Origin of the sequence: Paenibacillus sp. FSL R7-0340 (assembly GCF_038002205.1) — a bacterium.
In the GTDB taxonomy this organism is placed as follows: domain Bacteria; phylum Bacillota; class Bacilli; order Paenibacillales; family Paenibacillaceae; genus Paenibacillus; species Paenibacillus polymyxa_B.
In genome coordinates this window covers 50613-76664 of record NZ_JBBOBY010000002.1, presented here as the reverse complement: position 1 = coordinate 76664, position 26052 = coordinate 50613, and the positions used below count along the sequence as shown (strand labels likewise).

The following is a 26052-nucleotide window of genomic DNA, read 5'->3' as shown; positions in this document are numbered from 1 at the left end:
TTTCAATATCGTCTATCTTTTAGTATCGGTTATTCTAACCAGCTGTATTAGAAGCGCCCCCCATGCAAAAAGGGACGCCCGCCGCAGACAAAAATCTGTGCGGAATCGTCCCCTTCTATACATCCTTTACTTCCTTCATTTCCCTTATTAAGGAATCATGCCTTCATCATTACCACCGCCAGGAATCGAGCCTGAATCGTCTCCGCTGTTATCACTTGTTGCTCCACCACTACTGTCACTGCTTCCTGTTCCGTTGCTATCGCTTGGTGGTGTTTCTCGACCGTTGCTGTCGCCGCTTCCTGTTCCGCCGCTATCGCTTGGCGGCGTTGCTCCACCACTACTGTCGCCGCTTCCTGTTCCGCTGCTATCGCTTGGCGGTGTTGCTCCACCACTACTGTCACTGCTTCCTGTTCCGCTGCTATCGCTTGGCGGTGTTGCTCCACCACTACTGTCACTGCTTCCTGTTCCGCTGCTATCGCTTGGCGGTGTTGCTCCACCACTGCTGTCGCTGCTTCCTGTTCCGCTGTTTTGTTGCTGGCTGGCTACAAAATCTTTATACTCCTGAATCGCATCTTCCAGATTCATATAATTTTTCTTAATTTCCGGCATAGGATAATACTGGTCCAGACGATTGAATGCATCCACTACTCTGTGAAAGTAGACCGTCGTAGGATCTGTACCATTTGCTGTGAGCAGATTGTTCGCAATGGTCTTGAGCTCATTGATATCATAATCAGTTACTATCCATTTGGATTGGTAGTTCGCAAACGCTGTAATCAAATCCGTGTTAGCCTGGTCTACCTGCAGCTGTGTGCTATCCGGAGTATTAAGCACAAGGCTTGCCTGATTAATTTGCTCTTGAAGTTCCTCGTTATCTTGTTCGGTATAATGACGGCCGAACGTCTGAACTTCATTATTAGCTAAATTTATGTTGAAACTTAACAACGTAGTATCCACTGCTATTGGTACAGCATACTGGCTCTGTACCTGTTGCAACTCCTCGTATACAGGAACCACGTCTTGCAATTCAAATCTAGGCAGACCTAAGAAAATGGAGGCATGCTCTGATGCAGAAGACAAGGCTTGCTGGGCTTCAGCGCTTAATGCGCCTGAATTTTGCACCAAAATTCCATTGATCGATGCCTGCATTTCAATGATTTCGGCTCTCAATTGTAGTCTTTTCTCGTTATATTTTTCAATATAGGTCCCTTTAGCCTGACTTAATTGATTATAAGAGATCACCAATTGCTCCTCAGGAGTAAACGGCATAATGAGTGCAAAGTTGGCTTGTGCTGTTTGTTGCTCTAAAGACAGCATTTCCGTATTCAAGTAATTACGAGCTACAGGGTTAGACAGTAGTTTTAGATGAATATCTTGAACCAGCTGCTGCAGTTTTTCCCGAATTGTAGCAGGCACTGGAGCAGTGAATTCCGCAAGTCTTTGACTCAGCTCCATGTTCAAGGTCAATACGTCCTGCTGCGTCATAGCGGTGTGCATCTTCTCTGTATATTCCTGAATGAGGTTGCCCAGTTCAACATTTTGAGAGCCACTCTGATCGTAGATAACCTGCGCTTCTTGTAAAGTATTTTTAAGCACTGAAAAGTCTGCTGCTTGCAATGCCAGAAATGCTTCTGTTGTATCTTTTATTTTTCGTGTCCATTCGTCCAACTGCTCAGTTGTAGCTAATGGGTTCACATATACACTTAATCCTTCCCTCACTAAGGACTTGTAACGCGCTTTGTCAGTTTTCATATTCTCCACACGATCCGTTACATCGAGAAAATGCAGATAGGTATCTCTGAGTTTTACTGATGCATTGTAGACTTCAATTACTCGACGCAAGCTTACTACTTCCCGATCCACAATATTTTGAGGAGCATTCCCTTCCAGCACATTGTTGCCAAATTGAATAGCTTGACTTAGTGATTCATCCCAAAGAGGCGGGAATTCGTCGCCAATCATTCGGTTTTGTTCAAGGGTAGTCGAAGCTACCTGAATCAGTCTAGTTAATTCCTGTGTCCCAATCACTGGTTCTGTGGCTGAGGCTGTGTACACAGAAACATCGTGCTTCAATGTGCTGAGCGCTTGATCTACCTCTGCCTGTGTAGCTGCTGTATTGTTCAGTACCAGCATAGCTTGATTGATTGCTATGGACAGGCTTTCCTTCGCTGCGGCCGTGTAAAGCGCCTGATCTGTTCCACCCTCACCTGCACGCTCCAGTAGTTCTTTGGCTGCATGGACTTCTGTCTCCAGCTGACTGCGGCCTACGCTGATAATGTCACTATCGTGTTTTTTCTTATCTTTGCTATCTGTGTCCGTGACAACCGATCCAGCAGAGGATGAGTTCTTCGTACCATTTACGAGACTAACAGCTTCTTTCATCGCATCATAGTTAATGATAACATCCTGCGGCTGTTTTTGTTCCGGCAGGTTAAGCTGGTTGATTGCAGCTCCCTTAGCCAGCGTAATAAAAGGAACGCCCACATATTGTGATGCATCCAGCAAACCAATACTACCGCTAACCAACAGCTTGCCCAGTCCCTGTTGCAAAGAAACGCGGCTAATCGCGGCATTTCCTTCGGTCACGATCGATGCATCATCTTTCAGCGTCAGGTTGTCAATCTTCGTTGTCCCGGTTGCTGTCAGCTTGGCATCCTTAGAGCCCAGCTCCACACCGGACCATGCCGTATTTTCTAAAATGGCCGATACAGGCTGATTCCCTGTACCTTTGATTTCCAATACCCCTGTGGAGGACATGTTCTTCAAGGTTACCGAGCCATTAACGATCAGGCGCCCCTCAAAAGACACACCCTTGCCGTCAAAAACGCCACCGTCTGCGTTAATTTCCAGCTTATTCACACCTGTCAGTGTACGCAAGTTACGGTTAAGGTCGAATTTCGCCCCTTTTAATACAGCTTTGTTATTTTCACCGAACAAACCTTGCAAAGACCCTTCCAACTGGTAAGGGATATTTCCGATGCGAACGGTATTGCCCTCTGATTTCACTTCTCCTACCGGATGATCCAGCAGGCTGACGAATACTTCTGCACCACTCTCCCGGTTCAATGGATTTTTCAAATCCGTTGCAGAAGCATCCTCTGATAACAGACCGTAAGAGCGGGCAACCTGAACTGCATTTTGCTGTGCATTCGCTGTGCTGGCATCCTGTAAGTCCATTGCACGTACTAGCGATACGATCAGTTCTTCCTTGGTAATGGCATCCCCCGGACGGAACAGTTCCCCGTTGCCTGTCATATACCCGGCTGCACGTACAGCCTCAATATAGGGAGCGTCCCATGCATCGGACGATACATCCATAAAAGAAGTTTGCGGCTGATTGTTAACTTCCAACTGGAACAGACTGCACAAAATTTTAGCCGCCTCTGCGCGGGTCAAATTCTTTTGCGCCATAAAATCGCCCTGCTTACCGCCTGTCATCAAACCCAAGGTGCGAGCTTGTGCTACAAATCCAGTTTCGCTTTGCGTATCTGCTGTTGCTGCATAAGCAGTCTGAGCGCCGCCCATCCAAGGCAGAGATACGATTGAGCCTGAAGCAATACCTAATACCATCGCAGATGCAATCCATTTATTTCGTTTTACAAGTTTCAACATTTCCACTCCTAGACGCTATTTATTGGCATATATCCTGCTTTATCAAAGTCTTTAGTCATGTTTAGTTCTACGGATCATGCAACCAAGGAACTATGCTAAGAGAATTATACGAAGTTCCACTGAACCAATTCTGAACAATAAGACCTATATGATGGCATCACGCAACAAAATCGCTTGACTTGGAGTGAACTCCAAATGTAATAATATCCGGTGTAAGTAGCTGGAGTAGACTACATTTGAAGAAAACAATATCTAGGAAAGCGAGGTATAATTAAATGGACTATGTGAAACTTGGAAATACCGGTTTGGATGTATCCCGGCTTTGTCTTGGGTGTATGGGCTTTGGGGTTGCAGAACGGTGGATTCACCCATGGATACTAGATGAAGAGCGCAGTCGTCCAATTATAAAAAATGCCCTGGAGCTAGGTATTAATTTTTTTGATACCGCGAATGTATATTCAGATGGAACTAGCGAAGAAATTGTTGGACGGGCTTTAAAGGATTATGCGAATCGAGATGAAATTGTCCTCGCGACAAAGGTTCATTTCCGTATGCATCAAGGCCCGAATGGTGCGGGACTTTCCCGAAAGGCTATCATGAGTGAAATAGATAAGAGCCTTAAGCGACTGGGGACAGATTATGTGGATCTGTACCAAATCCATCGCTGGGATTACAATACCCCTATTGAAGAGACGATGGAAGCTTTACATGATGTTGTGAAGGCCGGGAAGGCAAGATATATTGGTGCTTCTGCCATGTACGCATGGCAGTTTCTGAAGGCGTTACATGTTGCTGAAAAGAATGGATGGACCCAATTTGTATCAATGCAGAATCATTTAAATCTCTTATATCGTGAAGAGGAAAGAGAGATGCTGCCGCTTTGTAAAGAAGAAAAAATCGGTGTGATTCCATACAGCCCGCTTGCAGGTGGAAGATTGACGCGTGATGTGCAGGAAACAACACATCGTTCCGAAACCGATCAGGTTGCGAAATCTAAATACGATGCGACTGCCGATACCGATCGATTGATCGTGGAGCAGGTTGCGGCCATCGCAGAAAAACGTGGAGTTCCTCGCGTTCAAATCGCACTTGCCTGGTTGCTACAGAAAGAACCGGTAACAGCTCCCATTATCGGTGCTACGAAAACGTCTCATCTCGAAGATGCAGTAGCTGCTCTTTCGATTACGTTAACACCTGAAGAAATTGCATTGCTGGAAGAGCCATATGTTCCTCATCCGGTAGTTGGCGCTCAGTAAATATGGATGAAATGAAAGTTTCGAAATAAGAAACAACAAGAACGCCCTATCCATTTACATAGGGCGTTTCTTGATCAGAAATCAGGAGGTGAAGTCTGCATGTTGATCGCAGAAGTAAGCAAAAAATTCGAACTATCTCAGGATACACTCCGCTATTATGAACGCATCGGACTTATTCCGCGTGTGAACCGTAATAAAAGTGGAATCAGGGATTACACGGAAGAAGACTGCAGATGGGTTGAATATATCAAATGCATGCGAGGCGTAGGGCTTCCCATTGAAATTTTGATTGAGTACGTTAGGTTGTTCCAGCAGGGTGATGAAACGATAAATGCTAGAAAAGAACTCCTAATGGAGCAGCGTAAGCAGCTCATTGCAAAAATGGCAGATATGAACAACGTATTGGAACGCATGGATTATAAAATTACAAGCTATGAACAGACAATAGGTAAAAAAGAAAAACATCTAATTTAACCCCTACGTGCTTTGCGGGAGAGCAGGTTCCCCAAGGACTGAACACCTTGAACAAACAAGACTAGAATGATGACGGTAATCAGCATAACCAGCGTATCAAAACGTTGATAGCCATACGCGATCGCCAGATCGCCAATTCCGCCTCCACCGACCGCACCAGCCATAGCAGTAGCACCAATCAGACCAATGGATGCTGTCGTTAACGACAAAATCAGAGAACTGAATGCCTCAGGAAGCAAAAAGTATCGAATGACCTGGAATGGAGTCGCCCCCATCGCATCTGCTGCCTCCAGTATCCCCGGATTCACCTCCAACAGCGAGTTTTCGACCAGCCTGCCGATATATGGCGCAATATATACAATCAAGGGGACAATTGCCGCACTGGTCCCAATGGATGTATTCACAATCAGACGGGTTAACGGAATGATTGCAATCAGCAAGATAATAAAGGGTAAGGAGCGAACAATGTTTATGATTGGATTCAAAATATTGTGCAGCCATTTGTTCTCGAGAATTCCGCCCGGACGGGTGATGACGAGTAAAATACCGATAGGGATACCGATCAGGGCACCAATGAATAATGATATGCTGACCATAAGCACGGATTCATACAAAGCTTCCCACAGTTGATCCCAGGTGATCGTAGTTCCTGTAATCATCATAGACTCTCTACCTCCTGAATATGGACTCCTTTGCTCTTGAGAAAATCAACAGCCTGCTGAACGGCATGCTGTCCGCCGCGCAGTTGGATCGTCATATAGCCAATTGTCGTTTCTTGAATCTCCGTCATGTTGGCAAACAAAATGTTCACGTGGATATCATGCTGCCGAATCAATTCATGAACCACCGGATCAGAAGCAACCTGCCCTATAAATTCCAGCTTGTATATTCGCTGCGATTCTTGCTGTTCGAACGTTTGCAGCACACTCTCGGGTACCGTATCGTGAATGACCGTGCGTACAAAGCTCTGTGTCGTTGGGTGCTGCGGCTGCCCGAATACCTCCAGGACATTGCCCTGCTCGATGATTTCCCCCTTTTCCATTACGGCTACCTTATTGCAAATTCGCTGAATCACCGACATCTCATGGGTGATGATCAAAATGGTGATCTTGTATTCCTTATTGATTTTGCGAAGCAAGTCGAGAATTGACTGTGTGGTCTGCGGATCAAGTGCCGAGGTTGCCTCATCACAGAGCAAAATGGACGGGTTGCTCGCAAGCGCCCGTGCAATCCCTACACGCTGCTTTTGTCCGCCGGAAAGCTCGTTGGGATAGCTATTCGCCTTGTCGGACAATCCTATGAACGCCAAAAGCTCTTTTACACGCCCCTCTATTTCCCGTTTGTTGCGCTTAAGCAGCACCAACGGAATTGCAATGTTGTCGAACACTGTTTTCGATTCCAGAAGATTAAAATGCTGAAAAATCATTCCGATCTTCTTCCTTACCTTCCGAAGCCCAGAGGTCGAGTAGGTATTTAACTGCTCCCCCTCAACAAGAACCTCTCCGCTGGTTACTTTCTCGAGACGATTGACCAAACGGATCAGCGTACTTTTCCCTGCGCCACTGAATCCGATAAACCCGAAGATATCTCCTTTATCCACTTTGATATTTATATTTTTTAACGCTTCAATACTTAGGCCTTTTCTCACGTAGGTTTTGGATACATTCCTAAGTTCAATCATGAGTCCTAACTCCTTCCGTTCTCACAAGTATGTAAAATGTTCTGAGCTGATTGCTTTTCTTTGGCATGAACGATCGAATTAAATCCGAGTATTCTAGTAAGTTTTATAAAGTATACTACTTCGATTTAATATTCATGTCAATATGTGTTTTGAGTCTGGTTAGTCCATGTCCTTGCATAAATCAGCATGGTATTGCAGATGGTATGGAATATGCCGAAGCATACACACCTTACCCGTACGGGACGGAAGCGGAGGAACATAGATGAAGCGAATATTTACCTTGTGGCTATGCGTTGCAGTTATGGGGATGTTGGCAGTTACGGCGGAACCCGCATGGGCTACTCAGACTGTTGACGGACAGCCTTATCATTTTGGATTTAAAAAAAGTAAGGGAGGGGAGCTGCCTTCTATCGCACAAGAAGGCTTTATGCACCTGATCAAAAGACAAGGTGGCATCTTTCTGGGGGATACGACTAAAAAAGAATTATTTCTCACTTTCGACAACGGCTATGAGAATGGGTATACTCCGAAAGTGCTGGATGTATTGAAGGCCAAAAAGGTCCCAGCCGCCTTCTTTGTGACAGGGCATTTTGTAAAAGACCAGCCTGCTTTGATGCGACGCATGGCAAGTGAGGGTCATATTATCGGAAACCATTCATGGAGCCATCCTGATATGAGCACCATTTCTTCGGCAGAGATCCGGTCTGAGCTGGATCGGGTACGAAATGCATCGGCAGAGCTAACCGGGCAAAAAGAAATGAAATATGTCCGACCGCCTCGCGGCATTTTTAGTGAAAAAGCATTGGCTTCCTGTCGAGAAGCCGGATATACGAGCGTATTCTGGTCTGTAGCTTACAAGGACTGGGACACAAATATTCAGCAAGGAACGGACTATGCCTATCGTCAAGTCATGCGTCAGCTCCACCCTGGTGCGGTCATTCTGCTCCATTCCGTATCCAAGGACAATGCCGAGGCGCTTGCTTCTATCATCGACGAGGCTCGCAAGCAAGGGTATGAGTTTAAAAGTCTAGACGACCTTAAGGTGAAACATTATCACTAAATAGTAATTGAATTTAATGAGTCGATATCATAATGAGCCCGATCCACACCTGCCCATGGTAGCCAGTGTGAATCGGGCTTTTTAGTTTACGACCAAGGAAGGTAATGGATATAATGACTGTAAGAAATGAATTGGAAAGCACTATTTTTTGGAGGTACATCATGCATTTTGTATTTGATCTGGATGGAACGATTTGCTTCAAGGGGCAGTGTGTGTCGGATAAGATCGCAAGCTGTCTGGAACAATTGTCCCGAGCGGGACATGAAGTCATTTTTGCCTCGGCACGGCCGATTCGCGACATGTTACCCGTACTTCCTAAACGCTTTCACACCTATGCTCTGATTGGTGGCAACGGCTCTATGATCTCCCAACAAGGCAGTATAACTCACGTGGAATCCTTTTTACCAGATGTGAAGAATGCCCTGCTCGCACTACTGGAGGAACACCAAACCACCTACCTGATTGACAGCGAGTGGGATTATGCATATACGGGAGCAGCTGATCATCCTATACTCAACAATGTGGATATCAGCAAGTTGGCGCAAAAGCTGCCTTTGGCTTCCCTGAAATCCATCGTAAAAATGCTCATTTTAACTGCTGACGATATGGATGAGCTGGCCGCCAAGCTTTCGCCGCTCGGCGTGGTCATCCATCAACACCGTAATGAACAAGTGCTGGACATCAGCCCGCAAAATATCCATAAATGGAACGCACTTCAGAAGCTTGGTGTGCAGCCCCGTCAATTTATCGCCTTCGGCAATGATGCGAATGATATACCGATGTTCAGGGAGGCACACCATGCTGTCATGATTCATCAACATGCTGAACTGGCTGCCTTCGCGACTGAATCGATCCCTAATGAGGGGGAAAATCAAGAAGACCTGATTATCGCCAAAATACGTGAGTTGGCTGAAACAGTTACCATTTAGCCAAACGCCAAGAAAGGGAAGGTCTCTCTATGAACCTTCCCTTCCTTTTACCATTCTACAGATAGCAACGCCTATTGCACGCTTAGCTTATACACTCGGGCTTCATAGGGGCGCAGCTTCAAGGCATGCAGTTGTTCCCCTTGTACCGGCTCGTAGTTGGACAGCAGCAACTCCGCTTTAGCAACAGGAAAGTCCTCCTCGGGCCAGTGGTACACCGGATCACGATCAAAGAAATTCAAAATGACCAGCAAACGCTCTTCTCCCAGCAAACGAGTGAATACATACAGCTCCGTATCTAGCGGCAACAGCAGCTTGTATTCGCCATAGACTATGACCTCATGTTGTTTGCGCAGAGCAATCAACTTGCGATAATAGTGGAAAATCGAGTCCGGATTATTTCTTTCTGCCTCTGCATTAATGTGCGTGTAGTTATCATTAATCTTCATCCAAGGCTCTCCATCGGTAAATCCGGCTGAAGGGCCAGCATTCCATTGCATGGGAGTACGCGCATTATCCCGACTTTTCCGCCAGATCTCCGCCATAATCTGTTCCTCAGACTCACCGATCTTCCGTTGCTGCTCATAATAATTCAATGTTTCCACATCCCGGTAATCATCAATTGACGGGAATGCGATATTCGTCATGCCAATTTCCTCACCTTGATAAATATAAGGCGTACCCTCTAACATATGTGTGAAGGTTGCCAGCATTTTGGCTGACTCTACGCGATATTGTCCATCATTAGCAAATCGCGAGAGGGCCCGCGGCTGATCATGATTGTTCAGATAATTGGCATTCCATCCTTCCTCATGAAGCACTGTCTGCCAGCTGCTCATTATTTTTTTCAGCTCCACCAGTGTCCACGGCTTGGGTTTCCATTTTTCCGTCCCTAGCCCTTGTGCATCAATAAACATGTGTTCAAACTGGAAAACCATATTCAGCTCATGCCGCTGGTCCCCCACATAATCAAGCGCCTGTTCCGGTCCTAAACCAGACGTTTCGCCAACTGTCATTAAGGGATAACGCTCCAGTAATTTTTCATTCAGCATCCGTAGAAGCACATGTACCTGTTCCAGATTGGAAAAGAGCTGATAGGCACGTACCAAGGTTCGTTTGTCAGGATTATCGGCATCCGGCAGTCCCTCCGCTTTGACAATATGGGCAATGGCGTCAAAACGGAAGCCATCGACTCCCTTTTTCAGCCACCATTCCACCATGCGGTAGAGTTCGCTCACCATCTCTTCATTTTCCCAGTTCAGATCTGGCTGATGCTCGGAATATAGATGCATGTAATATTCGTCTGTAAGCTTGTCATATTTCCACACTGAACCGGAAAAATACGATTCCCAGTTGTTCGGATATCCGCCATTTTTGCCTGTTCGCCATATGTAGTAGTCCCGCTTCGGATTATCCTTGGACGAGCGTGACTCCGTAAACCACGGATGCTCATCCGATGTATGGTTTAATACCAAATCCATCATGATTTTGATGCCTCGTTCATGCGCCTGGTGAAGCAGTTCGTCAAAATCCTCCATTGTTCCAAACTCATCCATAATGGCATAATAATCGCTAATATCATATCCGTTATCGTGATTAGGCGATTTATATACCGGACAAATCCAGATTACATCAATACCCAGCTCACACAAATAATCCAGCCTGGACAAAATGCCTCGCAAGTCTCCTTTACCGTCTCCGTCAGAATCCTGAAAACTGATCGGGTAAATCTGATATACAACGGCTTCCTTCCACCATATTTTTCTAGGCATGTTTCCCTCCTGTAGCTTCTCTGTACATCCAATAGCTTATGCTCTTAACATACACGCAATACCTGTCTGCGAATCGTTGGTGTAGGGGAACAAGAGTCTTGTAAGCTTGCTTCGACGCATTAGCAGAGCCGCTATAACCTACGGAGATTTATTTTAAAAAAATATTTTGCAAAACAGGTTGTAAAAGTGGACCTGGCGTTACCTATATTTATGAACTGCCCATATACATGTACTCAAAGCGGTGCCACTTTTGAATAAAAGGAGGAATTTACATGAACCATCGACCCAAGGAGCCAAAGGATCTGATTGTGGAAACTACTGTGATCCCGCCCAACATCCATGTGGATGTGGAGTCAGCCACTGAGGGGGGAACACGCCGCCTGATGCTTAGCGATAACCCGGAGACGCTTACCCACGTGACGGTACCTACCGAGCAAGCCACCCTGTGGCATGATGTGGTTCGCACGACAACCCGAACAGTCAAGCATCGCATTTTCGGCTGGCATTATAACAAAATCGGCAGCGCTGTTAAACTGGGCATCACCGTAGAGAACAGAAGCGCTGCTAAACTAGAAGTACGTCATATTGAACGTGCCCTTAAGATTGTGCCTGAGGATGGCAACTGGATTATAGATGTCGGGCAGTCTATTGCCAAAAGCTGTTTGGCGGGTACGATGGAACGTCTGAAGCCAGCAGACCGTCATAAATTCGGCAAAGGCACCGCCCTGCTGGAGGAATTTGAGCTGCCCGAAGGATCACTGGCCGGATTCATCTATGACCTCACAGTAGAATTTGCTGAAGGCCACGGTACGCTGGATTATGTGATTCGCACCGTGATCAGCAAGGATACGCAGACGGATCTGCGCCAGATTCATATGGATGCGCTTCCTCCCGTACCTCCACCACAGGCGCATCCACGAGGGGTGTGGTCCTTTTCCGAAACGAATTCGCGGATGCCAGAGTACGTGGTCGGGCAAAGCGCCAACTACCGGGCGTGTGCCACCAAAAAGCTGAACGGCGAGACTCCTGCCGATCTGCTGTTTACCGGGGCACGCAGCGAGCTGGGGCCTGCGCTAGATAATCGCGGACAATTCGGAACCATATACAACGCGACGATTCCCATCGTTAATGACAGTGACGAGGTACGTATCGTACGAATTCATGCCAATCCACGTGGGGGCGCGTTCGCCGGGTCTGTGCGTGTGGATGATCGTGTATATGGTATCCCTCTGCTACGAGATAATACCAAGGTATGCCGATTGGCTGATATCAGCGTCCCTCCCGGCAGATCTAGCTATGATCTCAGCTTCATGGTTGCAGGGAGCGCAACCACACCCTTGGGGCTATACGTCATTACACTATAGCTGTGCTCACGATGACTGAATGAGCGAACGTGGAGCCAAAATTTTCACAGAATATGGTCTGCTCTATAGTAAATGGAGCTGTCCCAAAGCTGGTTTTAAACTTTATTGGACAGTCACGCTTCGTCATTAGTATAAAAAAAGTGCGAGTGCAAGGGTTATTATCCCCCTGTAGCTCGCGCTTTTTGGTTCATGCTCACCCATTTGAGCAGGTTATGGTCAAACGAAGGCACGTAGTCCTCTTCGCCGCCATACCCGGCATCGGCGATGACCATACCCGGTTACCCGGTTTGTGTCAGAATAAATATCGCTCTATTTGAACCGCTGGACCTGCCTCGAAGGCATAATGGTCAACTCTGGAATATTGACATGCTCCGGCTGCTCTAGTGCATAAAGGGCAGCTTCTGCAACATCATCGGGATGCAGCGGCAAAACGCTCGAAGCAAACGCCCGAATTTCCTGCTCGGGATATCCGGCCACCTGCGAAAATTCCGTCGCCACCGCCCCGGGGTGAATCGCAGTTACACGAATTCCTTGCGTACTGGTCTCCAAACGCAATGCAGAGGCTATGGCACTAACGCCGTACTTGGTAGCGCTGTATAGTCCTCCTCCGGCAACCACTTCCTTCGCTGCAATAGAGGAGATAATGACAACATCCCCCTTGGCCTGTTCCCTCATTGGCTGAAGTCCGTACTTCAGTGTCAGGACAAGACCGTGCACATTCGTCTTGTAAAGCTCCTCCCATCTTTCCAGTTCCACTTCTGCCAGCGGGCTTCGATACCCGAAGCCGGCATTGGCAACGATAATGTCAAGCCGCCCCCAGCGTTCAAGAATGGCGTGGACCGCCTGCTGTACGTCTTCAGCTTTTTGGATATCGGCAGGTATTGCCATGACCTCGTACAACTCCTCTTGGTTCAAGTCGCGAACCAATTCATCCAATCGCTCCTGACGGCGTGCCAATACAGCTACATACGCGCCTCGCTTTGCCAGTTTTTTTGCAATTGATGCCCCAATGCCGCTGCTTGCGCCTGTTACCAAAGCTACTTTCCCGGCCAGGCTTTCCTTCGCTTTCCAGGATAATCTCAATTCATCCAATATCATATTATACCCTCCCCAAGCTTATTTGGTTAAAAGCACACGATGAACACCCTGGCTGCCTCCAGGAGCTGTACCTATATATAAATATCCGTCATGGTTTACAGCCGTGGTTACCCCATAAAGCGAGCCTTCAGGATCATGCCAGCTTCCGATGAGTTTACCCTGCGGATTAAGCTCTATAGCAAGCCCATGCTTCACAGGTGCGCTTGCACCGCTGAGCAGCGATTGAGGCAATTTGGCCATCATTCCAGCCAGCCACGGGCTTCCATGCATCTGATCTACAAAGGGAATACGTGTTGTGAAGAGACCGACCCAGAAATGGCCTTGATCATCACGCGTAATGTTATCCGGAAAACCGGCGAGATTATCCGCAAAAATATCCGAAGTTCCCTTCTTCGGCCCTTTGAGCCAATATCGGGTCAATTGGTAGTGATACGACTCTGCCACAAGCACAAAATCTTCGTCCGCAGACAAGGCAACCCCGTTCGCAAAATAAAGGCCTTCCAACAGAACTGTCGTCTGCTTGGTCGCCGGATCATATTTCAGCAAACGTCCATGTGGCTTGTTCTCGGCGATTTCTTTGAAGACTACACTGCCATAATTGGAGGTGTCAGAAAAATAAATGGTACCATCTTTGGCAATATCCAGCTCGTTGGCCAAATAGATCGGTGTGCCGTCGACTTGATTGGCCAACACCGTCACGTTTCCGGAAGGATCTACCGACAGCAGCCCCTTCTTAACATCCGTAACGATCAGATTTCCACTTGCGTCAAACATAAGTCCATTGGGCGTTCCTTTGGTATCTGCATATAGCTGGGCCTTTTGCGGATTGCCCTTTGTATCAAAGGCAACCTTATAAATTTTCCCGTCGGAGTCTCCCGTATATAAATTTCCTTCCTTGTCAAAGGTGATAAATTCCGGAAACTTAGGGGCAATTGTAACAAGCTCTGCGGAGCTGAGTTTGTTGTTTTGTTGCCATGGACCCGCTTGTTCAAAAGAGGGGGCCGAAGGTGCAAGCCATTTTGCAGGCTGGACAGGGGAAGGGATGAGCATAAAAATAACCATTCCCAGAAGGATTACCGCCAACAGCGATAATCCGGTTCTGCGTACCCATTTACGCGGTTTCTTAGTCTTTCTTCCTTGAGAATCTTTGACAGATAAATCGGGTTTACTGGGCATTAGAGTGCCTCCTATGTGATGTGAATAATATTTCAGCATTTTGCATAATTCGATTCCCAACGCTCGAAAGTACACTATATAGACGAACTAAACCGTTTCGATCTATATATTGCTGATTTGAAATCGCTCTTGGGATTTATGCAAAATGCTCATTTATATTTGAACGACGATTTTACCGAAATACTGTTTTCCTTCAGCCAAAAGTGCGAAGGCTTCGCCGATTCGGCTGAGCGGGAATACCCGGTCAATGACAGGATGTAAACGATGGCGGGAAATGGCACGATTCATGTTTTCGAAATGTTCCCGGTTACCGACTTGGCTGCCGCGAATCGTCGCAGCCTTCTGCAAAATGCTGGTGACATCAAACTCAGGAATAGTCAAGCCCGATAAGAAGCCGACCATGTTCACAGTCCCTCCGGTACGAAGTGCATTGATGGATTGCGCCATTGTTGCCGCTCCCCCTACATCCAGGACATGGTCGACTCCGCCGTCTGTCAGCTCCAGAACCACCTTATCCCACTCGGGAACTTCCGAATAGTTGATTGTCTGCCATGCGCCGAGATCCTTTGCCCGTTCCAGCTTGTCATTGCTGCTCGATGTGATAATTACCCTTGCTCCCGCCATCAGAGAGAATTGAAGCCCAAAGATGGAAACACCGCCTGTTCCTTGCAAGAGCACCGTATCCCCCGCTCGCAGCCCACCGGATTCCATCAGCATGCTCCATGCGGTTAATGCTGCAATCGGCAAGGTGGAAGCCTCCTCCCAAGAAAGGTGATCCGGAATGGCGACGACCCCATCTTCATGCAGAACGATATATTCAGACGCCACTCCACTGAGCGGGCCTCCCAGACTGTCCTTTAAGACCTCCGCTCTCGTGCTCCCGCCAATGAATTTCTGTTGTAAATTTGCCGCTACCCTTTGTCCAATCTGAAATTTTGTCACCCCTTCGCCCACAGCTACAATTTCACCCGCTCCATCGGATAACGGAATGAAGGGAAATTGAATGCCGATCGGCATTAGCCCGTTGATAATCACCAAATCCCGGTAATTCAGGGACGCTGCCCTTATGCGGATCAGAACTTCCAGCCGTCCCGGCACCGGTATGTCAAGTTCCGTCAAGGTTAACTCTTCAAAGCCAAAACCGTCTTTCAGTTGCACTGCTTTCATTTTGGTTGTCCTCCCTGTAATGTTAAACTTTTTACCTAGTATGGATACGGTGTATTACGAAAGAAACACTGTTTCTTATACAATACACTGTATCCAATTGTCTTCAAGACGTCAATCTTTACTTTAAAAATAAAAACGGTCGTAAACTGCCTCCGGGCTTTTAACGTTCCTTACCAAGTAAAATTGGAGACTAAGTGGCTTCGCTTGTCCAGAACTTACTCAGGTGGGCAAGCAGACCAAAAAACGCGAGTTGCAGGGGTGAAATAACCTCTGCAACTCGCGTTTTTTACATTAATGGTGATAAAGCGCTGTCCAATAGAATTGGAATTTGCTTATGCCACAGCCTTATTTAAGCTCCAATTTTTATAAACTACGTCTACTTAAATTTGTTCCTGACTATATTACGCTACTAAGCATAAAATTGGAGGGCGGACCAGGCTCCGGCTTGCCAAACAAATAACCCTGAGCCAGTGACACACCTGCTTCACGACAAAATTCAAAATCCTCCATCTGCTCTACGCCTTCAGCCAACACTTGGCCTCCAAAACGAAAAGCCGATTCTACAATCCCTGTAATTTGCCGCTTCTGATCACTGTTACTATGACAGCCGTCAATTATACTGCGGTCAATTTTAACATAATCCGGCTGAAGGCAATTCATAAGCTCTGTCGTAGAATAACCTGCCCCCACATCGTCCAGGGCTACCGAAACTCCTCGATTGCGATATTGATCAAAGATATGATGCAAAAAATTAAGGTCGTCTATCTCTTCCGTTTCTACGACCTCAAATACAAAATCCTTCGTACTCATGGATAACCGATCAATCGTCTCAAAGGTGTGATTCAAGCAATAAGCCGGATTATAAATGGTGGAAGGGAGAAAGTTAATAAAACGTTTAATTCCCGCCGGAAGGCATGTTGCACTTTTTTCAATAGCGGAAATACGAGCCGAGCGATCCAGATGAGCATGCAAGCCAGCTTCACGGGCGATTTCAAACAGCCGGAAAGGCTGAAAAGGTCTCTCTGCATGTGACGGACGCAGCAAAAACTCAAACCCGATAATATCCAGCTTGTGGTCAACAATAGGCTGCATATGGCTGGAAAAACTTTGATCCTTAATAATACTCACGATATCTGGATGTTGCAGTCTGGCTTGCAATTGACTAAATAGAAGCCAGTCCTCATATCCTTCGATATAATGCAAGCCCGTTACCACAACTTGCATATGGTTCAGGTATTCCTGCGGCAGACGAGCCAGTCCGTTAACCAGCTGTTCCAGCTCTGAACGGCTGTCAAAGCGAAACTCTATGCTGCCCTCACGCCCATGTTCCTGCTTCAGTTGTTCCGATAGCATACCCAAACCATCTAATGCTGGAGTAAGCGACACCCTGGAATGCCTAATTCTGAGCAATCCTTGATCCTTAATAGGTAATATGATGCTGCAATTGCTGCATGTCATAATGGTCCTCCTCGGAACAATTTTCCGGTTTTTTCACCATTATATCACAAATAACTAGAACAAAAGCACTATATAATTACGTGTTTTTACAAAAAAGTAGCTTATTCTTAACGACAACTTAGGACTTAAGTACATATTCGACAAAAATCAGAAAACTTTTTGCAATCATGATAAATTCGGGGCTGTTGTTTTTGGCATCAAAAAAAGCAGCAAATCTCTTGGTTAAAGAGACTTGCTGCTTCATTCTGATATTGAGTGGAAACTAAAATCCGAAGTTATTTGGACGCCTTCGGCTTCGTTGTTTTAGCTGGTTTAACAGCTGCAGGTTTGGTCGTTTTAACAGCTGGTTTTGCTGTTGCTTTCGCGGGAGCCACAGCTTCCTTTACAGGAGTGGTTGCTGCACTAGGCTTAGCGCCAGCTTTTAAGCTGTATTTGGCAAAGCCGTCTGCCGCGCTGCTCAAGTATGAAATTTGTTGATTTCCTGCCAGCACGTCTTTGGCATCAGGAGAGGACTCGAAAGTAACCTTTGCCTGACCAAAAGGAGCAATAGACCAATTGCCGTCCGCCGATGGATTAATCGTTCCGTTCGTACGGATATAGTCAATAATGACCTGGCGACTTTCATCCGGTGCTGCCATCACAATTCGTTTGCCATCTGGGTTAGCCAGTTTGGATGAGGAAGCACGATAGTTATTGGTAGCTACGATAAATTTCTGCGCAGGATCAATAGCCTTCCCATTGTATTGCAGATCCTTGATACGATGAGCTGAAGAATCAATAATAGTTCCCTTGGCATCATATCGTGCAGGCTGAGTTACATCAATCTGGTAATTCACACCGTCAATGACATCAAAATTGTAGGTTGGGAAATCTTTGTTGATCAGCGATTGCTCCTCAGTTTGCTTTGGATCAATGCGGTTGAACTGACCTGCAGACCACTCCAGCCATTCCTGAATTTCAGCACCGGTCACTTCTACAGCATGAACCGTGTTCGGATACACATACAGGTCGGACACGTTTTTAATCGCTATCGTACCTTCAGGAATGTTGGTGTAATACTCGGCTCCGTTTCGACCACCGGCCTTGAATGGAGCGCCTGCCGACAATACGGGAAGATTTTCGTATTCGGTCCCTTTAAGATGGTTTTGAACATACCATTTCTGTGCATTCGTCACAATTTGAATGGAAGGGTCATCCTGCACTAATGCAAAATAACTGTTAATCGGTGCAGTCGTTGTTCCAACAGGTTGGCGAACATAATCCAGCGTTCCTTGATGCTCTTCCTTGATCGAATCTGTCAGTTTGTAGTCAGGAGTAAACTGCACAGCCTGGTTAGTGGTACTCACAACCGGACGTACTTCAGACTGAGAGTTAGTTACGTTCCACTCGCGGTTTCTCTTTTCCAGGCTCAGGTCAATAATACCCAGATCCTTGCCCCATGAGGAAGCTTCCACAGCCGGTACGCCGTTAATGGTTCCTTTATCTAGATCTACACCCTTCATTTCTTTAAAATCAGGGCCGGGGAAAGATTTATGAGCATGCCCAAACAGAATAGCGTTAATTCCGTCCACCTGGCTTAAATATTTAACGGCATTCTCCATCATTGGCGTTTGCGGCACATCCTCATAACCTGTGTGCGCAAGCACGACAATAATGTCAGCACCTTCCGTCTTCATTTGAGGAATAAACTTTTTCGCCGTTTCCACAATATCCTTCGTAACGACTTTATCCTTCAAATTGGCTTCATCCCACTGCATAATTTGTGGTGTGACCAAACCGATGACGCCCACTCTAAGGATGTGCTCTTGGCCCTTCTCGTCCGTTACCGTTTTATCAAGAATTCGATAAGGGGTAAAATAATTTTTAGTAGCTTGCCCCCCCTTGTCAACATAAACATTCGCATTTACGTAAGGAAAATCGGCTCCCTTGAGCGATTTCTCCAGAAAATCGAGACCGTAGTTGAATTCGTGGTTACCCACTGTCGCCGCATCATAGCCCATCAAGTTCATCATCTTGTAGACTGGATGGACACCGCCTTCTTTTTCATAGGTTTTGTTTCTGGCCATATAATCGCCTAATGGATTGCCCTGTAACAAATCACCGTTATCGAACAGCATGCTGTTTCTTGTTTCACTACGCGCCTGTTGGATCAAACCAGCTGTGCTAATCAAGCCATATTCGTTGGTTTCTTTGTCTGAATAGTAATCATAGTTCATCAGCGACGCATGAATATCCGTTGTTTCCATGATCCGCAAATTCACCGTAGCGCTATCGCGAGAATCGCTAGCTGCCCAGGATGGAGCGGCCGAAAACACCAGCATGCTACAAGCCACAACTGCTGCTGTAAACCCTTTAAACCAATTTTTACGAAATAACAAAATATACCCCTCCTCATTAAGGTGTATGCCTCATATACATACTTTTGCACATATATGTAAGCCATGAACCCACCATTTCTATTTTAATCCAACGCCAGATAAAAGAGTAGTCATTTACTTAAATTATTTATGAAAAAATAATTAATTTTCTCAAAAAATAAAAAGCCAGCAAACCTCCTAAAAAACTCGGAGATTCACCGGCTTATCCATTTATATTCGTATTACTTCTTCCAAACCTGGCGCTCAGATTGCTGACCCACATACTCAATGCGTGTCGGATTCACGTCCAGAATGACATAATCGGGATCATCCGGTCCGGAAAACCATTCCTTCAAGGAATCGTTCCACACTTGTTTGCGCAGCCCCTCATCAGCTGTGATCTGGACGGTAGCCTCCACTTCTACGACTTCCTTCGTACCGCCAACTTCATAACCCAGCAGCAGATAAGCATTCGGATTGTCCTTTAGCTCCTCTACTTTATGCGTTTTGCGATCTGTCGCCAGATGAATGTTCATTCCATCGTTAAAAAGGGCCATATAGCGTACTTTCGGTTTGCCACCCTCTACCGTACCTAACGAGCAAAATTTGTTGTTATCCAAAGCCTTCACAATGGCTTGTTCCAGTTGGTTGCGATCCAATGTTTCCGTTTTACCCACAGTACAACAACTCCTTTTCACGAATTAGAATTCTCTACGGCCACGCCATTGGGCACCAGCCCATCTGAACCTACTTGCGTAGCTGTTCTGAAAATAACATGACCGGATCGAATCGAATTGATTCATGCTCATTTTCAGATCAAAGCTCACAGTAAAAGTGTACCCTGTCGTTCGGCAAATGAACCGTCACCTCTCCCTTCATGCTGGACAGACCCGCATTCAAGGCATATAATCGTCGTAGTAAACCCGAATAAATGAACCCATTAAACCATACAATGCCAGGGGTGCTGGAATCGGCCGGCTGAGAGTGTGTCCCAAGACACTGACCCTTACAACCTGATCTGGGTAATGCCAGCGTAGGAATGCTTAAGCAAGATGTGCCTTTTTTACATAGGACCATCCCTTACTTTGGTATATACAAGCGCAAGCGTCCCGGAAACTCGGGGCGCTTTTTTTGTTGAAGATTAAGTTGTTGGAAAGATCGCATCCGGCAGATGTTATTTTTAGAAAATGGGTAACTTAAGCTGTCTGATTGGACGGATAACGGGTAATTAAAGGAGAGAACACAACGATGAAGCGCATGAAAATATTAAGCCTGGGACTGATCAGTCTGTGGCTCATGGCCCTGACCCTGACCGCTTGCGGTGGAAGTCCCCCCACATCCCAAGAAGCGGCTCCCGCTACCGACACTCAAACGTCTACTCCGGCAAAGGGGCTCAAAGATGTTAAAGTCGTGCTCGACTGGACACCCAATACGAATCATACGGGACTCTATGTCGCTAAGGACAAAGGATTTTACGAAAAAGCGGGTTTGAATGTCCAAATTGTTCAACCTGGTTCAGGCGGAGCTGATCAAATGGTTGCTTCTAATGCTGCACCTTTTGGTATCAGCTACCAAGAAGGCGTCACACAGGCTCGTACGCAAGGCGTGCCGCTTGTATCCATCGCTGCGGTGATTCAGCATAATACCTCAGGCTTCGCAGCCCCGGTAGATCGTGGAATTAAGAGCCCGAAAGATTTTGAAGGTAAAAAATACGGCGGTTGGGGCTCTCCCGTAGAAGAAGCGGTCATGAAATCCATCATGGATTCAGACAAAGGCGATGTGAGCAAAGTGAAGATCATCAACATGGGCAATGCAGACTATTTTACAGCCGTGAAGCGGGATATCGACTTTGCCTGGATTTTCTACGCATGGACCGGAATCGAGGCCCAGCTTCGAGGTGAGCCATTGGATATGCTGTATGTAAAAGATTATTCCAAAAGCCTCGATTACTATACACCTGTAATTGTGAGCAACGAACAGACAATAAAAAATGATCCCGAGCTGGTCAAAGCGTTCATGGACGCTACCGCACAAGGCTATGAATACACTATCGCTCATCCGGAAGAAGCCGCAGACATCTTAAGCAAAGCTGTACCGGAGCTGGATAAAAAACTGGTACTTGCCAGCCAAAAATGGCTAAGCCCGCGTTATCAGGACGATGCCGCGCAATGGGGTGTGCAAAAAGCGGAGGTATGGCAAAACTATTCGGACTGGATGTACGAACGCAAGCTGCTCAGCAAGCCTTTGGAAGTCGATAAAGCCTTCACAAACGGTTTCCTGCCCAAGCGTTGATCATTTGTTAAAACGCTAAATAAGACTGATCTAGAGAAGTGAACAAAGCGCCACTACGCAGTCGGATGGTGCTTCCCATCGCTGCTGTACCCAGATTTCTTTTATGAATATCTGGGTACAAAGGCGAACGCTAACGCTTGTACAGCACCATTCCGCCCACTTCGTTCTCGTTCTACTTGGTTTATTCTTTAGCTTTTCATATTATCTAAGCGCTAAGTAGGTGCGCTTGTGTGTTAAAAATGCCACACAAACCAGCTTTAAAAATAGGGTGCTTTTAAGGCGGTTGGCAGCGTAGTGGTTCATTTGAATCTGGAGAAGCGAAGCGATCGTAAGATCAAATGAACCGCGAAGCGGTCTCCCCGCCTTAAACCACCATATTTTTTTAATAACACTCCAAATAAAGGACAGGTGAATTTGCATGGCTAACACACTGCTCAGTATTCAAGTAATCCCTAAAACTCCTAATAACGAGGACTCTTACCCGTATGTAGATAAGGCGATTGAGGTCATTCAGCGCTCCGGTGTCAAACATCAGGTGAATCCATTGGATACGACCATGGAGGGCGAGCTCGACGAGTTGCTGAAAGTGGTTAAAGAAATGCACGAAGCTTTGACGGAAGCGGGCAGTCCCAGCGTCATTTCACAGATCAAAATCGCACATAACCCACAAGGCATCAGCATGAACAAGCTGACCGAGAAATATCGCCCATGAATCCGAAAGGCAAGAACGCATCCTGGTGGAAAAGCGTATGGCCGCCCTTTGTGGCGGTCCTCTTCTTTTTAGCGGCCTGGCAGGGGGCGGTTTCCTATTTGCATGTTGAATCCTGGCTGCTGCCTGCTCCATCCCTCATCGTACAAGAGGGCATAGCCCAGACAGCGCTGCTTGGTGCCCATACATGGGCTACGATTCGTCTGACACTTGCGGGATTCGCGATAGGGACAGCAACGGGACTGTTGATCGCCATCGTTCTTCATACGATTCCTTTTCTCAAATCCGCCCTGTATCCGCTGCTTATCCTGAGCCAAAACATTCCAATCATCGCCCTGGGACCGCTGCTCATGGTGTGGTTTGGTTTTGGGGTGCTGCCCAAGCTGATGGTCATTACCCTAGTATGCTTTTTTCCTGTGGCTGTAGCTGCCATGGACGGGCTGACTCGAACAGACCGTACGATGATGAACTATATGCGGATGTCGGGTGCAAGCCGCATGGCTATTTTTATGAAGCTGGAGCTGCCACATTCCCTGCCGCAAGTCTTTTCTGGCGTTAAAATTGCTGCTACCTATAGTGTGATGGGTGCGATCATTGCGGAATGGATCGGAGCTAGTGAAGGAATTGGATATTATATGCTGCTGCAAAAATCGGCCTATCGCACGGACCTCATTTTTGCCGCCATCGGCATTATTGTTGCACTCAGCTTACTCATGTTTGTGGTTATTTTACTACTGGAGAAATGGCTGGTTCGCTGGAAACCCGATCGAGAGTAGCTTCCTCCTTGAATTACATACAGCAAAGAAAGGACGTGGCGCGTATGAGTCTGCATCCGACTGACTTATCATCATACAACGTGGCTAATGAACAACGAACCGGGGAACAGCAGAGTCCTTCAACCGCTCCTCCTGCTTTGGAATTGGACGGGATCAGCCTCGCCTTCCGCGAAAAGCGAAGCCTACTGCCCGTACTGCAGGATGTATCCCTCACAGTCAAGCCAGGAGAATTCGTTTCCCTCATTGGTCCGTCAGGCAGCGGCAAAAGCACGCTGTTTCACATCATCGGCGGGCTACTCAAACCACAGCAGGGACGTATCCGTATGCACGGACGGGACATGACTGGTGAACGTGGGCATATCAGCTATATGCCGCAGCAGCCCGCCCTTTTCCCGTGGCGTACCACGCTGGACAACGTACTGCTTGGGCAGGAAAATGCTCCACGTAAAAATACAGCAGTACCCCCTCAGTACGCCAGTGAACGCGAGCGTCGCAAAGAAGCCTTGCAATGGCTCGAACAGGTTGGACTTGGTAAATTCGCCAAGGCGTATCCACATACGCTGTCTGGTGGAATGCAACAGCGCGCAGCCTTTCTTCGCGCACTGCTCAGCCCACAGGAATTAATGCTGCTGGATGAGCCGTTCAGCGCACTCGATGCGCTGACACGTGCAGACATGCAGCAATGGTTATTACGGATGTGGGAAAAGAACCGCCGTTCTGTGCTGTTTATTACCCACAGCATTGAAGAAGCGTTGCTGCTCTCCGACCGCATCTATGTGCTGTCGGCGCGACCTGCTTCAGTGGTGCATGTCGTAGATGTCCCTTTTCCCCGCCCGCGTAGGGAAGAAATCACCCTCGATCCGCTCTTTATTGAATGGAAGCGGACCATGACCAGCTGGATGCGCGAGGAAAAACATAAACTGGACGGCGACATGGACAATGCTCAGAGCGTCCACAAGAATATCCCGGAAGATGGATTGAATCGACATGAGTGACGTAAAAGTTCGATGTGCATTGAAATGGAACAGCCAAACAAAGCCAGGCTTGGATTTGACCGCAATTGGACCCGCTCCATTGATCGACGCGCATATTCATGTAGACAGCTACCCGCCCGAACAACAGGAATTATTGCTCGCTTCACTTGCCAATAGCAGCGTCCAAGCCGTGATAGCCGTGTCGATGCATCTGGGCTCCAGCCGAGCCAATCTGCAGTTAGCCAAGCGTTACCCCGGGCTGGTACGACCAGCCTTTGGCTTTCATCCCGAACAGGCTCTTCCACCGCAAGCTGAGCTTGAACTCTTGTTCAACTGGATGGACGAACATGTACAGCAGATGGTCGCCGTGGGTGAAGTCGGCTTGCCCTATTACAATCGGCTGGAAGCCTCACAGAGCGGTTCACCTTTTGACCTCGCTCCCTACATAGTGCTATTGGAGCGCTTTATCCAGTTTGCAAGCAAGCATAACAAGCCCATTGTCCTGCACGCCGTTTATGAGGACGCAGACATCGCCTGTGACCTTTTGGAACGTCATGGCGTCACACAGGCGCATTTTCACTGGTTCAAGGGCTCTGCCGCCACGACCGAACGTATGGCCCGGAACGGCTATTATGTCTCCTTCACACCGGATCTCCTGTACGAAGAAGAGATCCGCAGTTTGGCAAGACAGTATCCGTCTGATCAGATCATGGCAGAGACAGATGGTCCTTGGCCGTTCGAGGGACCTTTTACTGGACAAGAGACACATCCCCGGATGACTGCCGACGTCATTCGTGCGTACAGCAAGCTGACCCATCAAGATGAATCTGCCGTCCGTCAATTATTTTATGAAAATACGAGACGCTTTTACTCACTATCTGATTGATAAAGGCATACCAGCTATTTACTGACTGGAAGGTTTACAACCACAACATGCAGCCAAAGCAAAGAACCTCCTTATTTACGCGGGACTTCATCATACGTAAATAAGGAGGTTCTTGTATTTTCAAACGTATATAGCTCAAATACTACTTGTATTTTGCAGAGTTTTTTGTCGCCACTCAGCTTTTATTGCTTCAAGAAACCCTTCTGTTCCAAAAATGGCTTCAACTGCAAGCGCGCTGGCTCGGTCAGTCTCGCAGCCATTTGCTCAGACCATGGCGTAGAGCGTTGACCGCCTGTACGTTCCTTCAAATATTCCGCTGATGTGTGATCGTATACCTCTACAGCTTTCATCGTCTGATTTTTGTCGTAACCGTTCATATGCAAAACACCGGACAGTGGAAGACGTGGACGCAAGCCCGTTTCCTGATCCGGTACACCAATACACATACCGAACACTGGATACACCAGCTCTGGCAACCCTAACAACTCAGATACCTCTGCTATTTTAGTACGAATGCCGCCGATGTAGACGATGCCCAGGCCCAGTGATTCAGCGGCTACCGCTGCATTTTGTGCGGCTAACGCGGCATCAATGGTCGCAACCGTATAATTTTCAACGGAACCTTCATAGGAAGGCTGACCTGGCTGATGGTGTAGTGTGACCTGCTTCAGACGGTACAGATCTGCGCACCATACCAGAAACGCGGGGCATTGCTCAACGTAAGCCTGTCCTCCTGCCAACTCGGCCAGTTTTGTTTTTAAAGAAGGCTCGGTAACGGCAATAACGGTATATGCCTGCACATTACTGGACGAGGAAGCCATTTGGCCAGCTGCCACAATAGCTGCGAGCTGCTCGTCGGTAATGGGGTCTGACTTGAATTTTCGCACAGACCGGTGGTTCATCAACAAGGAAATCGTATCATTCATGACTGCTTCACTCCTAATCCATAATATAAGCTCTTTATCTACTTCAAGCCTGTGAGTATACGAAGAAGTTCTTGCATGCTTGCATGGC

The 26052-nt window shown here is 47.1% G+C and carries 21 protein-coding genes and 1 riboswitch; of the genes, 10 read left to right on the top strand and 11 right to left on the bottom strand.

Annotated elements, in window-relative coordinates; genetic code table 11:
* Positions 1-147 precede the first annotated feature (147 nt).
* Entirely contained in the window at positions 148-3612 is a 3465-nt protein-coding gene (locus MKX59_RS23200) for an S-layer homology domain-containing protein (RefSeq protein ID WP_340859021.1), read from the bottom strand.
* Positions 3613-3887: 275 nt separating this feature from the next.
* Between MKX59_RS23200 and MKX59_RS23195 the strand changes: the two genes are divergently transcribed.
* Positions 3888-4868, top strand: coding sequence for an aldo/keto reductase (locus MKX59_RS23195; RefSeq protein ID WP_068941055.1), 981 nt, complete (start codon positions 3888-3890; stop codon positions 4866-4868).
* A gap of 99 nt (positions 4869-4967) precedes the next feature.
* Positions 4968-5342 carry a MerR family transcriptional regulator gene (locus MKX59_RS23190; RefSeq protein WP_023986717.1) on the top strand — a complete coding sequence of 125 codons (375 nt, stop codon included), beginning with the start codon at positions 4968-4970 and terminating at the stop codon, positions 5340-5342.
* On the opposite strand, the gene MKX59_RS23185 is transcribed toward MKX59_RS23190, so the two are convergent.
* Entirely contained in the window at positions 5339-6004 is a 666-nt protein-coding gene (locus MKX59_RS23185) for a methionine ABC transporter permease (protein WP_023986716.1), read from the bottom strand. The two genes, MKX59_RS23190 and MKX59_RS23185, sit on opposite strands and share 4 nt — an antisense overlap.
* Positions 6001-7023 (bottom strand): methionine ABC transporter ATP-binding protein, encoded by a 1023-nt coding sequence (locus tag MKX59_RS23180; protein WP_023986715.1) that lies wholly within the window; start codon positions 7021-7023, stop codon positions 6001-6003. The genes MKX59_RS23185 and MKX59_RS23180 overlap by 4 nt, the downstream gene beginning before the upstream one ends.
* A gap of 262 nt (positions 7024-7285) precedes the next feature.
* Here MKX59_RS23180 and pdaA point away from each other — a divergent pair, with 262 nt between their 5' ends.
* The gene (gene pdaA, locus MKX59_RS23175; RefSeq protein ID WP_028541204.1) at positions 7286-8083 is read left to right on the top strand and encodes a delta-lactam-biosynthetic de-N-acetylase; all 798 of its coding nucleotides are present in this window, start codon (positions 7286-7288) and stop codon (positions 8081-8083) included.
* A 161-nt stretch (positions 8084-8244) separates the two neighbouring features.
* A complete protein-coding gene (locus MKX59_RS23170; protein ID WP_160788652.1) occupies positions 8245-9012 on the top strand; it encodes an HAD-IIB family hydrolase in 768 nt (255 codons plus the stop codon).
* A 71-nt stretch (positions 9013-9083) separates the two neighbouring features.
* Here MKX59_RS23170 and MKX59_RS23165 read toward each other — a convergent pair whose 3' ends face one another.
* Positions 9084-10781, bottom strand: coding sequence for a glycoside hydrolase family 13 protein (locus tag MKX59_RS23165; RefSeq protein ID WP_071559418.1), 1698 nt, complete (start codon positions 10779-10781; stop codon positions 9084-9086).
* Between the two features lie 272 nt (positions 10782-11053).
* Between MKX59_RS23165 and MKX59_RS23160 the strand changes: the two genes are divergently transcribed.
* Entirely contained in the window at positions 11054-12145 is a 1092-nt protein-coding gene (locus MKX59_RS23160; protein ID WP_071559419.1) for a hypothetical protein, read from the top strand.
* Between the two features lie 309 nt (positions 12146-12454).
* On the opposite strand, the gene MKX59_RS23155 is transcribed toward MKX59_RS23160, so the two are convergent.
* From MKX59_RS23155 to MKX59_RS23130, 6 genes are all read right to left on the bottom strand, one after another.
* On the bottom strand, positions 12455-13243 hold the full coding sequence (locus MKX59_RS23155) for an SDR family oxidoreductase (RefSeq protein ID WP_071559420.1): 789 nt from the start codon (positions 13241-13243) through the stop codon (positions 12455-12457).
* Positions 13244-13261: 18 nt separating this feature from the next.
* A complete protein-coding gene (locus MKX59_RS23150; protein ID WP_076295438.1) occupies positions 13262-14419 on the bottom strand; it encodes an SMP-30/gluconolactonase/LRE family protein in 1158 nt (385 codons plus the stop codon).
* 153 nt (positions 14420-14572) lie between these two features.
* Positions 14573-15586, bottom strand: coding sequence for a zinc-dependent alcohol dehydrogenase family protein (locus MKX59_RS23145; RefSeq protein ID WP_071559422.1), 1014 nt, complete (start codon positions 15584-15586; stop codon positions 14573-14575).
* A 396-nt stretch (positions 15587-15982) separates the two neighbouring features.
* The gene (locus MKX59_RS23140; protein WP_071559423.1) at positions 15983-17044 is read right to left on the bottom strand and encodes an EAL domain-containing protein; all 1062 of its coding nucleotides are present in this window, start codon (positions 17042-17044) and stop codon (positions 15983-15985) included.
* A gap of 275 nt (positions 17045-17319) precedes the next feature.
* Positions 17320-19422, bottom strand: coding sequence for a bifunctional 2',3'-cyclic-nucleotide 2'-phosphodiesterase/3'-nucleotidase (locus tag MKX59_RS23135; RefSeq protein ID WP_071559424.1), 2103 nt, complete (start codon positions 19420-19422; stop codon positions 17320-17322).
* 221 nt (positions 19423-19643) lie between these two features.
* Positions 19644-20078 (bottom strand): pyridoxamine 5'-phosphate oxidase family protein, encoded by a 435-nt coding sequence (locus MKX59_RS23130; protein ID WP_071559425.1) that lies wholly within the window; start codon positions 20076-20078, stop codon positions 19644-19646.
* A 270-nt stretch (positions 20079-20348) separates the two neighbouring features.
* A riboswitch (TPP riboswitch) is annotated at positions 20349-20458 on the top strand.
* Between the two features lie 191 nt (positions 20459-20649).
* Here MKX59_RS23130 and MKX59_RS23125 point away from each other — a divergent pair.
* From MKX59_RS23125 to MKX59_RS23105, 5 genes are all read left to right on the top strand, one after another.
* Positions 20650-21693, top strand: coding sequence for an ABC transporter substrate-binding protein (locus tag MKX59_RS23125; protein ID WP_071559426.1), 1044 nt, complete (start codon positions 20650-20652; stop codon positions 21691-21693).
* Between the two features lie 418 nt (positions 21694-22111).
* The gene (locus MKX59_RS23120; protein WP_016818835.1) at positions 22112-22405 is read left to right on the top strand and encodes an MTH1187 family thiamine-binding protein; all 294 of its coding nucleotides are present in this window, start codon (positions 22112-22114) and stop codon (positions 22403-22405) included.
* Positions 22402-23178, top strand: coding sequence for an ABC transporter permease (locus MKX59_RS23115; RefSeq protein ID WP_023986702.1), 777 nt, complete (start codon positions 22402-22404; stop codon positions 23176-23178). The genes MKX59_RS23120 and MKX59_RS23115 overlap by 4 nt, the downstream gene beginning before the upstream one ends.
* A 44-nt stretch (positions 23179-23222) precedes the next feature.
* Positions 23223-24173 carry an ABC transporter ATP-binding protein gene (locus MKX59_RS23110; protein WP_053326524.1) on the top strand — a complete coding sequence of 317 codons (951 nt, stop codon included), beginning with the start codon at positions 23223-23225 and terminating at the stop codon, positions 24171-24173.
* A complete protein-coding gene (locus MKX59_RS23105) occupies positions 24166-25038 on the top strand; it encodes a TatD family hydrolase (protein WP_071559428.1) in 873 nt (290 codons plus the stop codon). The genes MKX59_RS23110 and MKX59_RS23105 overlap by 8 nt, the downstream gene beginning before the upstream one ends.
* Positions 25039-25220: 182 nt before the next feature.
* Here MKX59_RS23105 and nfsA read toward each other — a convergent pair whose 3' ends face one another.
* Complete coding sequence (gene nfsA, locus MKX59_RS23100) at positions 25221-25964, bottom strand: oxygen-insensitive NADPH nitroreductase (RefSeq protein ID WP_023986699.1); 744 nt, start codon at positions 25962-25964, stop codon at positions 25221-25223.
* Between the last annotated feature and the right edge of the window lie 88 nt (positions 25965-26052).